The sequence below is a fragment of the Mesorhizobium sp. M0663 genome (assembly GCF_040320585.1).
In the GTDB taxonomy this organism is placed as follows: Bacteria; Pseudomonadota; Alphaproteobacteria; order Rhizobiales; family Rhizobiaceae; genus Mesorhizobium.
On record NZ_JAMYPX010000001.1, the window covers coordinates 421,247 to 435,501 of the forward strand.

12 protein-coding genes are annotated in these 14,255 nt (G+C 62.3%); 9 read left to right on the plus strand and 3 right to left on the minus strand.

Annotated elements, in window-relative coordinates; all coding sequences use genetic code 11:
* Positions 1-192: 192 nt before the first annotated feature.
* From NKI54_RS02045 to apnL, 7 genes are all read left to right on the plus strand, one after another.
* A complete protein-coding gene (locus NKI54_RS02045; RefSeq protein WP_023675474.1) occupies positions 193-1,020 on the plus strand; it encodes a phosphogluconate dehydrogenase C-terminal domain-containing protein in 828 nt (275 codons plus the stop codon).
* A gap of 265 nt (positions 1,021-1,285) precedes the next feature.
* Positions 1,286-2,227, plus strand: coding sequence for a D-ribose ABC transporter substrate-binding protein (locus tag NKI54_RS02050; protein WP_352633594.1), 942 nt, complete (start codon positions 1,286-1,288; stop codon positions 2,225-2,227).
* A 113-nt stretch (positions 2,228-2,340) separates the two neighbouring features.
* Positions 2,341-2,994: a DUF2291 family protein gene (locus NKI54_RS02055; protein WP_352633592.1), complete on the plus strand. Its 654-nt coding sequence runs from the start codon at positions 2,341-2,343 to the stop codon at positions 2,992-2,994.
* A complete protein-coding gene (locus NKI54_RS02060) occupies positions 2,991-4,535 on the plus strand; it encodes a sugar ABC transporter ATP-binding protein (protein ID WP_352615397.1) in 1,545 nt (514 codons plus the stop codon). The genes NKI54_RS02055 and NKI54_RS02060 overlap by 4 nt, the downstream gene beginning before the upstream one ends.
* Positions 4,532-5,596 carry an ABC transporter permease gene (locus tag NKI54_RS02065; RefSeq protein ID WP_352568081.1) on the plus strand — a complete coding sequence of 355 codons (1,065 nt, stop codon included), beginning with the start codon at positions 4,532-4,534 and terminating at the stop codon, positions 5,594-5,596. The genes NKI54_RS02060 and NKI54_RS02065 overlap by 4 nt, the downstream gene beginning before the upstream one ends.
* A 1-nt stretch (position 5,597) precedes the next feature.
* Positions 5,598-6,632, plus strand: a complete 1,035-nt coding sequence (locus tag NKI54_RS02070; RefSeq protein WP_352633588.1) for a Gfo/Idh/MocA family protein — start codon at positions 5,598-5,600, stop codon at positions 6,630-6,632.
* Positions 6,629-8,536: a D-apionate lactonase gene (gene apnL / locus NKI54_RS02075; RefSeq protein ID WP_352690520.1), complete on the plus strand. Its 1,908-nt coding sequence runs from the start codon at positions 6,629-6,631 to the stop codon at positions 8,534-8,536. Before NKI54_RS02070 ends, apnL begins: the two co-directional genes overlap by 4 nt.
* A gap of 78 nt (positions 8,537-8,614) precedes the next feature.
* On the opposite strand, the gene NKI54_RS02080 is transcribed toward apnL, so the two are convergent.
* Together NKI54_RS02080 and NKI54_RS02085 are read right to left on the minus strand one after the other, a co-directional pair.
* Complete coding sequence (locus NKI54_RS02080; RefSeq protein WP_352690521.1) at positions 8,615-9,583, minus strand: GlxA family transcriptional regulator; 969 nt, start codon at positions 9,581-9,583, stop codon at positions 8,615-8,617.
* A gap of 312 nt (positions 9,584-9,895) precedes the next feature.
* The gene (locus NKI54_RS02085; protein ID WP_352577753.1) at positions 9,896-10,609 is read right to left on the minus strand and encodes a transcriptional regulator NanR; all 714 of its coding nucleotides are present in this window, start codon (positions 10,607-10,609) and stop codon (positions 9,896-9,898) included.
* Positions 10,610-10,792: 183 nt separating this feature from the next.
* Here NKI54_RS02085 and oiaX point away from each other — a divergent pair, with 183 nt between their 5' ends.
* Both oiaX and NKI54_RS02095 read left to right on the plus strand, forming a co-directional pair.
* The gene (gene oiaX / locus NKI54_RS02090; protein ID WP_352644177.1) at positions 10,793-12,067 is read left to right on the plus strand and encodes a 3-oxo-isoapionate-4-phosphate decarboxylase OiaX; all 1,275 of its coding nucleotides are present in this window, start codon (positions 10,793-10,795) and stop codon (positions 12,065-12,067) included.
* Between the two features lie 4 nt (positions 12,068-12,071).
* Entirely contained in the window at positions 12,072-13,406 is a 1,335-nt protein-coding gene (locus NKI54_RS02095; RefSeq protein WP_352568076.1) for a four-carbon acid sugar kinase family protein, read from the plus strand.
* 113 nt (positions 13,407-13,519) lie between these two features.
* Here the strand turns inward: NKI54_RS02095 and NKI54_RS02100 are convergent, their stop codons facing one another.
* The gene (locus tag NKI54_RS02100; RefSeq protein WP_352690523.1) at positions 13,520-14,017 is read right to left on the minus strand and encodes a hypothetical protein; all 498 of its coding nucleotides are present in this window, start codon (positions 14,015-14,017) and stop codon (positions 13,520-13,522) included.
* Positions 14,018-14,255: the final 238 nt, after the last annotated feature.

The following is a 14,255-nucleotide window of genomic DNA, read 5'->3' on the forward strand; positions in this document are numbered from 1 at the left end:
TACCTGAGGTAGCATGCTCCGCGTAGCTGCGCTGTGCTGGACATCCGGGCGCCCGAGACATCGTCCATGGCATCGTCATTTGAGCGGCGGCTCCCCTGCGTTCTCTAATCCGCCAACCGGCGGCAATGTGCTCACAAGTCAATGGGATGACGATCGGCAGGGCCGTCGTTGGAATTCAGGAGTAACGGACACATGACAACGATTGCGCTGTTTGGTGCGGGCGGCAAAATGGGTTACCGTCTGTCGACCAATTTTCGCGGATCTCCCTATACGATACGCCATGTCGAGGTCAGCGACGCCGGCCGCGAGCGGCTTAAGTCGGGCCTCGGCATCGATGCCGTCAGCGCCGATGAGGCGCTTGATGGCGCCGATGTGGTGATCCTGGCGGTTCCGGACACGCACATCGGCAAGGTCGCGGCGAGTATCGAGAGCAAGCTTGCATCAGGCACGATGGTCGTCGTGCTCGACGCCGCGGCACCTTTCGCCGGGCATTTGCCGAAGCGGCCGGACCTGACCTATTTCGTCACCCACCCGTGCCATCCGCCGATCTTCAACGACGAGACCGACATGGCGGCGAAGAAGGACTATTTCGGCGGCGTCAAGGCCAAGCAGCACATGGTCAGCGCCTTGATGCAGGGACCGGAGGAGGATTTCGCCAGGGGTGAGGCGATCGCCAAGATCATCTGGGCCCCGGTCATGCGCTCGCATCGCGTCACGGTCGATCAGATGGCGCTGCTCGAGCCCGGCCTTTCGGAAACGGTATGCGCTTCGCTGCTCGTCGTCATGAAGGAGGCGGTCGACGAGGTGGTGGCGCGCGGGGTCGACAAGCAGGCGGCGCTCGACTTCCTGCTTGGTCATATGAACGTGCTTGGCGCCGTCATCTTCGGCGAAACCAAAGGCGTGTTCTCCGACGCCTGCAACAAGGCGATAGAGTTCGGCAAGCCGGTGCTGATGCGCGACGACTGGAAGCGGGTGTTCGAGCCGGAGGAGATTGCCGCGAGCATTCAGCGCATCACTTGAGGGCAGCGACGCGCTCTCCGGAACATGTCACCTGAAATTGTCATTGACTCATTATACCAGTTGGCTTAGCTGTTCGATGGATCGGACCGTCAAGCTTCGCAGCAGGATCAGGCGCTGGATGAGTGGAGGATAGGGGGAGCGATCCGTCGAGGTGATGCCGGCCAAGGGCTTGTGAATCTGACGCGACCCGCCGCCTACGGCCGGCTAACGAAATCGAATGCATATAGCCTTGGGATAAGGCACGGATTTTCAACGGGAGGAATACATGAAACTGACACGCAGAATGACGCTTGCGGCTTTTGCCGGCATGCTGGCGCTTGGCACCGCCGCACCCGCCTATGCGGCGGATTTGATCGCCATCATCACGCCCTCGCATGACAATCCGTTCTTCAAGGCGGAAGCTGTCGGCGCGGAGGCCAAGGCCAAGGAACTCGGTTACGAGGCGTTGGTGCTCGTCCATGACGACGACGCCAACAAGCAGTCCGAATTGATCGACACGGCGATTGGCCGCGGCGCCAAGGCGATCATCCTCGATAATGCCGGCGCCGACGCCACCGTCGCCGCGGTGCAGAAGGCCAAGGACGCGGGCGTTCCTTCCTTCCTGATCGATCGCGAGATCAATGCTACCGGCGTTGCCGTCGCGCAGATCGTCTCCAACAATTACCAGGGCGCCCAGCTCGGCGCACAGGAATTCGTCAAGCTGATGGGCGAGAAGGGTAATTTCGTCGAGCTCGTCGGCAAGGAATCCGACACCAATGCCGGCATCCGCTCCAAGGGTTACCACGACGTCATCGACGACTATCCGGACCTGAAGATGGTGGCGCAGCAGTCGGCCAATTGGAGCCAGACCGAGGCCTATACAAAGATGGAATCGATCCTCCAGGCCAATCCCGATATCAAGGGCGTGATCTCCGGCAACGACACGATGGCTATGGGCGCTTATGCGGCACTTGCCGCTGCCGGCCGCAAGGACGTCATCGTCGTCGGCTTCGACGGGTCGAACGACGTGCGCGACTCGATCACCTCCGGCGGCATCAAGGCGACAGTCCTGCAGCCGGCCTTCGCGCAGGCGCAGATGGCGGTCGAGCAGGCCAACGACTTCATCAAGAACAAGAAGTCTCCGGCCGAGGAAAAGCAGCTGATGGACTGCGTCCTGGTCAATGGCGACAATGCCGCCAAGCTGGAGACGTTCGCGCTCACCAACTGAGCCGGTGTAACATCAAGCAGCAAGGGACGAGCCTCCGGTTCGTCCCTTGCTTCCATTTCGCCCTTTCTTCCATTTCTCTGGGTGCTCCTGACTGCCATGCCGAACGAGCCGACATGTTCAACACGCTGACCCGGCCGATCTTTGTCGCGTTGTTCCTCGCAGCAATAGGCAGCCTGACCGCCTGCAAGATCCTGCCGACGCCGTCGGCGGAAAACGGCGGCACTGGCTCCGCATTCAATCCCGACAAGATGGTCGAGGACATCTGGGCGGCGAAAGTCATACCCTATCTGCAGCAGAAGGCCGGGCCGTTTGCCGAGGTTCACACCTTGGCCAAGACCGATCCCGCCGCTGCCGGCGCCAAATACGGCAACCCGAAGAAGCAGGCGAATTCGCCATGGACCTTCGCCGTTCGGCTCGAGGGCAAGGTCGTGGCAGCCAATACACAGTCACGCGCGGCGACGATGGACATCGATGCCGACGGCGACGGCAAGGCGGACGCGCGGGTGCAGATCGGACCCGCCATGCGCGGAACCGCGCTGCGCGACAGCCTCGACTTCATCCAGTTCAACGATTTCACCAACCAGATCGACTTCGCCCAGTTCGGCAAGGCCTTCAACGCCTACGCCGACAAGACCGTGCTTTCCAAGCTGCCGCGCGAGGCACTCGAGGGCCGCAGCGTCGAGGTACTTGGCGCCTATACGCCGGGCAGTGGCCAGGACCTGCCGCTGGTGACGCCGGCGGAGGCAAAGATCGGGCCGAAGCCATGACCGGCGATCAAGATGTCATCCTGAAGCTGGAGGACGTCTCGAAAGTCTATTCCGGCACCGTCGCGGTCAAGCGGGCGAATTTCGAGGTGCGCAAAGGCGCGGTCAACGTGCTGGTCGGCGAAAACGGAGCCGGCAAATCGACGCTGATGAAGATCATCGCCGGCGTCGAGCAGCCGACGCTCGGGCGCATTCTGCTGGACGGCGAGGAGGTCTCCTTCTCGTCATCCGGGGACGCGGTAAATCGCGGCATCGGCATGGTTTTCCAGGAGCTGAATCTGTTCGGCAATCTGACTGTCGCCGAAAATATTTTCGCCACCCGCGAGATCACCAACCGCTTCCGCAAGATCGATCGCAAGGAGCAGGAGCGCCGCGCGGCGGAGTTCCTTGAACGCCTGGAAGCCGGCATCCGGCCCGACATGCTGGTCGAGGATCTGCGCATCGGCCAGCAGCAGCTGGTCGAGATCGCCAAGGCGGTTTCGCTCGATGCGCGCATCCTGATCATGGATGAACCGACCTCGGCCCTCAGCGCGGCGGAAGTCGAGATCCTGTTCAAGGTGATTGCCGACCTCAAGGCACGCGGCGTGGCAATCGTCTACATCTCGCACCGGCTCGAGGAGCTGATCCGCATCGGCGACACCATCACGGTGCTGCGCGACGGGCGCATCACCGGCCAGGCGGAGATGAAAGACGTCGACACCCAGTGGATCGTGCGGCAGATGATCGGCTCGGACGCCAAGGACTTCGCCAAGGCCGACGGCCATGTGCCGGGCGAGGAAATATTCCGCGCCGAGGACATCTGCCTGCCGCGCGTCACCGGCGGGCTTGCGGTCGATCACGTCTCGCTGTCGCTGCGCGCCGGCGAAATTCTCGGCATCTATGGCCTGATGGGCGCCGGACGCAGCGAGCTGTTCGACTGCATCATGGGCCGCCACGGCCATTCGACGGGCACGATATTCATTGCCGGCAAAAAAGTGCACGAGCGCGACACGACGCGGCGCATCCGGCGCGGCCTGGCGCTGATCCCCGAAGACCGCCAGCGCGAAGGGCTGGTGTCGATCCTCTCCGTCGCCAGCAATCTGACGCTGGCCAGCCTGTCGCGGTTCGTGCGCCTGTTCCACATTCGTGGTGCCGCCGAACGACAGGCGGTGGCCCGGACGGTGCGCGAACTGGCGATCAAGGTCGCCGATCCGGCGCAGGAAGTCTCGTCGCTGTCGGGCGGCAACCAGCAGAAGGTGGTGATCGGCAAGGCGCTGCTCACCGGCCCGAAGGTGCTGTTGATGGACGAGCCCAGCCGCGGCATCGACGTCGGCGCCAAGGCCGACGTGTTCCGCACCATGCGCAAGCTGTCGCGCGACGGCCTGGGGATACTGTTTGCCACCTCCGATCTCGACGAAGTGATGGCGTTGTCCGACCGCATCGCGGTGATGAGCAATGGAAAATTGACCGGCATGTTCGATCGCGCAGAGGCGACGGAGGCCGCGCTCGTCGCTGCCTCGGCCTTCGGCCACGGACCGGTCCCGCACGGAGAGCAAGGCGCATGACTGACATCCCAGCCAAGGCGGCGGTCAACTCCATGTCGGGCGGCTCGGTCCTGCTGACGCTGATGAAGGCGAGGACGTTCATCGCGCTGATCGCCGTGCTGTTATTCTTCTCGATAGCCGCCCCCAATTTCCTATCGGCCGCCAATCTTATCCTGATGTCGAAGCACGTGGCGCTGAACGCATTCCTCGCAATGGGCATGACCTTCGTCATCATCACCGGCGGCATCGACCTGTCGGTCGGCTCGATCGTCGGCCTGTGCGGCATGGTGGCCGGCTACCTCGTGCTCAACGGCATCGACCTGCAGGTCGGCTACACCATTTATTTCAACGTCTTCGAGATCGCGCTGATCACGCTTGCCGTCGGCATATTGATCGGCGCCGTCAACGGCTTGCTGATCACCAGGCTTAACGTTGCGCCTTTCATTGCCACGCTCGGCGTGCTCTATGTCGCACGCGGCCTGGCGCTGCTGTCGTCGGACGGCCGTACTTTCCCCAATCTCGTCGGCAAGCCCGAGCTCGGCACCACAGGGTTCGGCTACCTCGGCGCCGGCCGGCTGCTCGGCTTGCCGGTTTCGATATGGATCTTGGTCGTTGTTGCGGTAGGGGCGGCCTATCTCGCCAAATACACCCCGCTCGGCCGCCACATCTTCGCCGTCGGCGGCAATGAACGGGCGGCGCGGATTTCAGGCGTCCGCGTCAACATGGTGAAGATGTTCGTCTACATGTTCTCCGGCTTCTGCGCGGCGATCGTCGGGCTGATCATCTCGTCCGAACTGATGGCCTCGCATCCGGCGACCGGCGAGAGCTTCGAGCTCAACGCCATTGCCGCGGCAGTGCTCGGCGGCACCTCGATGTCGGGCGGACGCGGTACCATCGGCGGTACCATTGTCGGCGCCTTCGTCATCGGCATCCTTTCGGACGGGCTGGTGATGATGGGAGTGAGCTCGTTCTGGCAGATGGTGATCAAGGGCCTCGTCATCATCGTCGCCGTCGTCGTCGACCAGGCACAGCGCCGGCTGCAGAGCCGTGTCACGCTGATGCAGATGGCAAAGGCCGGCTGACATGGCGGAACTGCGTGGAGCGCTGATCGGCTGCGGCTTCTTTGCCGTCAACCAGATGCATGCCTGGCGCGACATAGAGGGCGCCTCGATCGCCGCCATCTGCGACCGCGATCCGGACCGGCTGCGGATCATTGGCGACCAGTTCGGGGTCGCACGGCGCTATACCGACGCGGCAGCGCTGTTTGCCGGCGAAAGGCTGGATTTCGTCGACGTCGCCACCACCGCACCAAGCCACAGAATGCTCGTGGAGATGGCGGCGCAGCACGGTGTTCCGGCAATCTGCCAAAAACCGTTTGCGCCGACGCTTGCCGACGCCAAGGCGATGATAAAGGCCTGTGCTGACGCCGGCGTGCCGTTGATGGTGCATGAGAATTTTCGCTGGCAGTCGCCGATCCAGGCGGTGCGTACCGTGCTCGACAGCGGCGAAATCGGCACCCCCTTTTTCGGACGGATCTCGTTCCGCTCTGCCTATGACGTGTTTTCCGGCCAGCCTTATTTGGCGACGGGAAAGCGCTTCATCATCGAGGATCTGGGTATCCACATCCTCGACATCGCCCGCTTCCTGCTGGGCGACGTCTCGACGGTCACTGCGCGAACGGCGCGCATCAATCCCGGCATTGCCGGCGAGGACGTTGCGACGATGCTGATGGACCACACGAGCGGCGCCACTTCCATGGTCGACTGCAGCTACGCGAGCAAGCTCGCGACAGAGCCGTTTCCGGAGACGCTGATCGAGATCGACGGCAGCGACGGCACGATCCGGCTGGCGCAGGGCTACCGGCTCACCGTCACCGGCAGGAGCGGGACAGCCGTGAGCAACGTCTCGCCACCGCTGCTGGCCTGGGCATCGCGGCCGTGGCACAACATCCAGGAAAGCGTCGTCGCCATTCAAAAGCACTGGGTCGATTGCCTGACCAACGGAACCGAGCCCGCGACCTCGGGCGCGGACAACCTCAAGACATTAGCGCTGGTCGAGGCGGCGTACGCTGGCGCCGCAAGCCGGGAGCCGGTGCAACTCGACGCCTTGCTGAAATGACAGCCGACGCCTTCCTCCTCTACGGCACACGTGCCGTTGAAGCCGAACCGGTCAGGCTGCGCGCCGGCGCGCTGACGGCGGACTTCGTCAACGGCAATCTGCGCACCGTCCGGCATGGCGGCACCGAGGTTCTGCGCGCCATCGCCTTCATCGTCAGGGATCGCGACTGGGGCACCTACGAGCCGACACTGGCCGACCTTACCATCGAGCAGGATGCCGAGGCTTTTTCCGTCAGCTATTCGGCAGGTTGTTTCGGACCGGAGGGAAGCCGGCTCGACTTCCGTGCGACCATCAAGGGCTCGGCTGATGGCCAGCTGATCTTCGACGTGAGCGCTCTTCCCGACAACGATTTCGAGACCAATCGCTGCGGCTTCTGCATCCTGCATCCGATTGCCGGCCTAGCCGGCAGCCCGGTCACGGTCGAGCATACCGATGGCAGCGTGGTCGCGACGCGGCTTCCAGAGCTGATCGATCCCTGGCAACCTTTCAAGGATTTGCGCGCCATCACTCATGAAGTCCGGCCCGACGTCACCGCCGAATGCCGGATGGAAGGCGACACTTTCGAGATGGAGGACCAGCGCAACTGGTCGGATGCCTCCTACAAGACCTATGTTCGGCCGCTGGCGCTGCCATGGCCCTATGTGCTGCCCGCCGGCAAGACCTTCCGCCAGACCATCAGCTTGCGGATAGAGGGTCGCGGGAAAGTGCCGGCGGCTGCGGCAACCGTCGAACCAATTCGCGTCACGCTCGGCAAAGCCGGACCGGCGCTGCCGGATATCGGCGTGACCATCTACCCGGATGAGGTCGAGGCGGCGCTGGACAAGCTATCGGTGCTGTCCGAGCTTGGTCCGCAGCAATTGATGTTCCATTACGACCCGACGCGTGGCCATGGGCTCGACGCCTTGCGGGCTTACGCCCAGCTCGCCGCCGCCTATCCGGTCCGGACAACGCTCGAATGTGTCATTGCCGGCGACGGCGATCTCGACGTCGAGCTTTCAGACGTCGCCGACAGGGTGCGCAAGGCCGGGCTCAAGCTCTCGGCCATTGCCGTTTCGCCCTCGGTCGACCGGCAGTCGACGCCGCCGGGCAGTGCATGGCCGCAATGCCCACCGCTCGAAGACGTCTATGCCGCGGCGCGGCGCGCCTTTCCCGACACCCGCCTCGGCGGCGGTATGTTCAGTTATTTCACCGAACTCAATCGCAAGCGTGTGCCGGCTGACCCGCTCGATTTCGTCACGCATTGCACCTGCCCGATCGTGCACGCCGCCGACGATCTCAGCGTCATGCAATCGCTGGAGGCACTGCCTTTCATCACGGCGTCAGTACGAACGATCTTCGGAACAATACCTTATCGGATCGGGCCCTCGACCATTGCCATGCGCCAGAACCCTTATGGCGGCGCGACCAAGGCCAATCCCGACAATCAGCGCATTGCAATGGCTGACCGCGACCCTCGCCATGCCGGGCTGTTCGGGGCCGCATGGACGATCGGCTATGCCGCGCGCGTTGCGCCGGCCGGGCTCGAAATGCTGACGCTCTGCAGCTTCACCGGACCATTCGGCGTACTGGCCTCGTCGGGCGAACCTGTCGAAGAAGGTGCACCCCGGCCGATTTTCCACGCGGTGAAAGGACTTTGCGATCTGGCCGGCCATGCGCATGTGGCGGCGACAACGACCGATGAGACGCGGGTATTGGCACTGGCCGGCCGCTCCCAGACAGGCAAGATCATCGTCTGGCTGGCGAACCTTACCCCGGACGATTTTCCGGTCGATGTTTCCGGGCTCGGCTCCGATCGGGGTCCTCTGAAGATCTGGGATGGGCGAATGTCGCGCAAGATTCCGCAAGACACGTCGGGCCGAGACCATCTTGTGATGACACCCTACGCAATCGTCCGGATCGGCTGAAGTCATTTGCCGAGGCTCTTGGATAGCCGCACTTCGGCAGCGGTTGCCCGTAGCGGCAGCACTTCCGTTGCCGACTTGTCACCGGATCTGCTTTCGAAACTCGCCTGGTGCCATTCCAGTTGTCCTGGAAAAAAGACGGCTGAACGAGGCGACGTCCTGATATCCCACCCGATAGCAAATTTCTGAAACGCTCAGTTTCGTTTCCTCAAGCATGGATTTTGCCAACTCCAGCCGCCTTTCCTGGATCCATTTTCCCGGCGTTGTCTGGAGTTCGTCGAAAAATCTGCGAGACAGGGTTCGCGAAGACATGCCCAATTCGGTTGCCAGAAATTTCAGATCGATTTCCGACATCTTGTCGTTCGAGAGCTCGCGCAGCTTGTTCTCGAATGGGCTGGCCTCGTTCGAAATTTCGTCGAGAGAAAATTCGTAGGGACTCTGGAATTTGCGCGGCGGAGGAAGAACCAGAAGTTTTCGAATGATCCGCTCCTCCTTCGAGAAGCCCAGATCGATCAGCAAAGCCCTGGCGAGTTCGAGTCCGGAAAACCCGCCTCCGCATGTGTAAAGGCGGTCCTGGCGAATGAGCAGGCGGGAAGCGTCCCATCGCACTTGCGGAAACCGGCGGCTTGCCTCGGCTTTCAGCCACCAGGATATCGTTGCGCGTTTACCGTCCAATAATCCCGAATTGGCGAGCAGATAACACGCGCCGCAATGTGCTGCGATGATTGCGTCCTGCTGCTGCGCAAGCGCGATCAGCGGTTTTGAATGTTCACTCTCCTCGTCGAGCGAGCGCAGAAGCTCCGGAATCTCGACGCCCGGCATCGCAATGAGAATCAGGACATCCATTTTTCGCGATGGTTGAGCCTTTGTCGGGAAGGAAATTCCGGTGCTTGATGTCGACGGCGCGCCCCTTGAAACGAATTCACAGGAGAGAACCTGTGAACGGCAGACGTCATTCACAAGCTGAAACATTTCCACGAGCGTCGAGACGACGGCCGAATAGAAATTCGACGGCAGCCAGATCACGACGTGGAGGCTCCTGTCAGCCATTGCGGTTCTCCCGGTGTCGTTCTCGCCGATTGGCAAATCTAGCATAGTCTTTGCAAGAATTGCCAATTCAAGAAGAAGCCAGGCGCCTCCAAGACGGGCCTATGCGGGCCTGCTGACGAAAGCGGGCGGCGGAAATCCACGGCTGGGAAGATGCAAATGCTGAAATCGCTGAATGAAAACAACGCGGCACATACACCGGATTCAGACGGCAACATAAAACTGCGTCGGTCCGGGCTCAGGCTGATCTGTGGTCAGCCAGTAGGCCGAGAACAAGGTCCGACCGCGACGCCGGTCGGGACCTGCACTTGATTTTCAGTTGCCGGAATTCATCACGTAGAGCGCGCGCGAGCGTTCGAGGTGCTTGATCATCGCCTTCTCGGCGCCATCCGCATCCTTGGCTTCGATGCGTCCGACGATCTCTTCATGCTCGGTCAGCGTGAACTTTTCCTTGCCGGTCCAGATCAGCATTTCGGTGTGGTATTCCTTTAGCCAGCCTAGCATTGCCTCGCTGACAGCGACATAGATCGGGTTACCGGATATTGCCGCGATCTGTGTGTGGAATTTCATGTCGGCAGATATGAAGGCTTCCGAGTTGCCACGATGGCTGCGCTGCTCGGCGACCGTTTCCCGCAGCCGCTGCACGTCCTCGGCTGTGGCCTTTTCTGCAGCTTCCTTGACCATGCCGCGCTCGAAGAAGATGCGCGCGTTCTTGAGGTGCTCGAGCGTGTCCTTCGATGACGACAGGATGATCTTGGCTGCGCCGTCGACCTGCTTGATGATCGACTTGGCGGTGAGCTGCAGCACCTTGGCACGCTCACCATGCGAGATCGCGACCAGCCCCATATTGCTCAACGCCTGCATCGCCTCGCGGATCGCCGGCCTGCCGACCTCGAAACGCTCCATCAATTCGCGCTCCGACGGCATGTCGTCACCCGGCAGCAATTCGCCGCCGGTGATCAGGCGCTTCAGTCTCAAGAATACTTCGTCGGAAAGCTTGCGCCGGACGATCGGCTCCGAACGGTTCATCGTCGCGAATCACTCCTTTGACCGGCCTATACCTAGCATTTCCGCCGTGAATTCCGGAACGCCTGTTGCCGACTCGCCCTTACCGCCAAGCCTGATAGGGCTTGCAATGCTTATGTACTCATTATACCAGATTTCGAGGGCCAAGGAACCTTTTTCGAAACCTCCCCGGCAGGCCGCGCGAATATGATTGTTCTTACCTATCGCATCGAAACGCCCGGCAATATCGAGGCGCTGGCGGCCAAGATTGCAAGCGACCAGTCGACCGGGACCTTCGTCGCGCTGGCCGGCGAGACGGAAGAGCTCAAGGCTAGGGTCGCAGCGCGAGTCCTGGCGATACGGCATCTGCCGGACGCGGACCGGCCGTCCCTTCCCGAAACCGGTTCCGGAGCAAGCCCCGAAGCACGCAACGGCCCGGTCAAGCGCGCCGACATCGATATCGCCTTTCCGCTGGACGCCATCGGCACCGACCTGTCGGCGCTGATGACCATCGCCATCGGCGGTGCCTTTTCGATCAAGGGCCTGTCCGGCATCCGTGTCGTCGACATGAAGCTACCCGAGGAGTACCGGGGCGCGCATCCGGGCCCGCAATTCGGCGTCACGGGCAGCCGCAGGCTGACCGGTGTCGCGGATCGTCCGATCATCGGGACCATCGTCAAGCCGGCGCTGGGACTCCGCCCGTACGAGACGGCCGCAATGGTGCAAGAGCTGATTGCCGCCGGCGTCGACTTCATCAAGGACGACGAGAAGCTGATGAGCCCGGCCTATTCACCGCTGTCGGAGCGAGTGAGGGCAATCATGCCGCTGATCCTCGACCACGAGCAGAAGACCGGTAAGAAGGTCATGTATGCCTTCGGCATTTCACATGCCGATCCCGACGAGATGATGCGAAACCACGATCTGGTGGCAAAGGCCGGCGGCAATTGCGCGGTGGTCAACATCAATTCGATCGGCTTTGGTGGCATGGCTTACCTCCGAAAGCGCTCCAGCCTGGTGCTCCATGCCCACCGCAATGGCTGGGACATTCTCACCCGCCATCCCGGCCTCGGCATGGATTTCAAGGTCTGGCAGCAGTTCTGGCGGTTGCTCGGCGTCGACCAGTTCCAGATCAACGGCATCGCCTCGAAATACTGGGAACCCGACTGGTCCTTCGTCGAATCCTTCAAGGCGGTGACCACGCCGATCTTTTCGCCGGCCGATTGCGCATTGCCGGTCGCCGGCTCCGGCCAGTGGGGCGGGCAGGCGCCTGAAACCTTCCAGCGAACCGGCCGGACGGTCGATCTTCTCTATCTCTGCGGCGGTGGCATCGTCAGCCACCCGGACGGGCCGGGCGCCGGCGTGCGCGCCGTGCAGCAGGCCTGGCAGGCGGCGGTCCAGGACATTCCGTTGGCGGATTATGCCTTGAGCCATGTCGAGCTGGCGCGGTCGATCGAGAAGTTCGGCGGCGGCGAGGCGGCCTGACGCCATGCAAAACCTGCTTCTGAGTTACTATGGCGACGACCTGACCGGCTCGACCGACGTTATGGAGGCGCTCGAGCTCGGCGGCGTGCCGACCGTCCTGTTCATGCGCCAGCCGGACGAGGCGCTGCTTTCGCAATTTGCGCATTGCCGCGCCCTTGGGCTGGCCGGCACCAGCCGCAGCGAGACGCCGCAGTGGATGGACACGCATCTGCGAGATGCCTTCGCCTGGCTGAAGACCGTCAACGCCGAGATCTGCCACTACAAGGTCTGCTCGACCTTCGATTCCAGCCCGGCAATCGGCAGCATCGGCCGGGCGATCGAAATCGGCCGCTCGGTTTTCCGGCAAGACGGCGTGCCGCTGGTGGTCGGCGCGCCGCAGCTGAAGCGCTACACCGCCTTCGGTCATCTGTTCGCGGCCTATCGCGAAAAATATTTCCGCATCGACCGCCATCCCGTGATGAGCCGCCATCCGACCACGCCGATGGACGAATCCGACCTACTGATCCATCTGTCGCGCCAGACCAGCCTCGCCTCGGGCCTGGTCGACCTGGCGACGCTGCAGTCTGCGTCGCGGTCGAAAGCATTCGACCGGCTTGTGGAGAATGGCTCAGGTATCGTGCTTGTCGATGTCGATAGCCTGGAAACCCAGGCACTTGCCGGCAAGGAGATTTGGCGCGCTCGCAAGCCGGGCGGTTATTTCGTCGTCGGCTCTTCAGGCATCGAATATGCCTTGCTGGTCGAATGGGCATCGAACCGGATCGTGCATACCAAATCCGCCTTTTCGCCGCCGGGGGCTGCCGACAGGATCGCCGTGGTCTCGGGGAGCTGCTCGCCGACGACGGAACGACAGATCCGTCATGCTCTGGCCGACGGCTTCGACGGGATCGAGCTCGACCCCGTCGAACTGGTTTCTGAGGCTTCGAACGATGCGATTGCGCGCGCGGTGGCGACCGGCCGCTCCAGCCTACGGGCCGGGCGCAGCGTCATCCTCTACACAGCGCTCGGACCTGCGGCCGACCGCGGTGCAGAAATCGATCTCCGGGAAGGCGCCCGCCATAAGCTCGGCCGCGGCCTTGGCGAGGTTCTCCGCGAACTGACGCTTCAAGAGAAGCTACTGCGCGTGGTCATTGCCGGCGGCGACACGTCGAGCCATGCACTTGGCCAGATGGGCGTCGACGCGCTGACTGTGCGAATGCCGCTGCCGGCATCGCCGGGCTCGCCACTTTGTGTGGCGCATTCAAGCATTAAGGCGATCGATGGGCTGGAAATTGCCCTCAAGGGCGGGCAGGTCGGAACCGACCGCTATTTCTCCACTATTCGCGATGGGGTCGGCGGTTGAGAGCGGGGAATGTCAGGTCAAATCGGTGATGCTCGATCGGGATCGAGGATAGTCACTAGCCGGCAAACCAGAAATCTCAGGCGTTCAGATCAGCGGCAATGCCACTCATCCCGCTATCTGCCCATTGTCCTGCCTGGATGATACTGACGGGCGTAGGCGACACAGGCGTCTACCGTGCTGACACAGAGCGCATCGCGGTTATTCGGCAGGTTGTTGTCGCCGGCGTAGGCAACCTCGGCAACATGACCGTCAACCATTCGAATTTGCGTGTTGCAATAGCCGCCGGGGGCGACGTTGACGGAACCTCCCAGCGCCGGGACGGGGCCAATGGCCACGGTCGGAACGACAATGTTGAGATTGCCGCGTTGAACGACGCGCTGATAGGTCCAGATCTGGCCGGATTTGCCGACATCGGAAGTGGCGGTCGGAAAGCCGGCGCACATTCGAACGTCCGCCTCGCTAAGGCCGACCATCTCCCTGCGGGCTGCCGCCGCCGTGGCGTCTTCCTTCGCAGTGCTCGACGTGTCATCGGGCATGACGCAGGAAGACAGGATGGCGGCGCTTGCCGATAGAAGGAGAAGGGCAAGCTTTCGGGTGTGGAAAGATGTCATACCAACTTCGGATTGCACGGGAGCCCCGAATGCCAACCTAGGAAGTGGGCCAATCGAGTCAACCGGCAGAAAATTCACGAAGTCGTTTGGTCCGCCATTCCGCCGCACGCATCTGCTGGAAGAGGTTGAGGCTGCCGCCGTGACCCTCGCGCCCTATCTTCCGCCTGGGCATCGGATTTCCCAAACCGATCCCTTCTTGTCAGACGTACTGGCGCACGGTGCTGTGACTTTGGTTCGG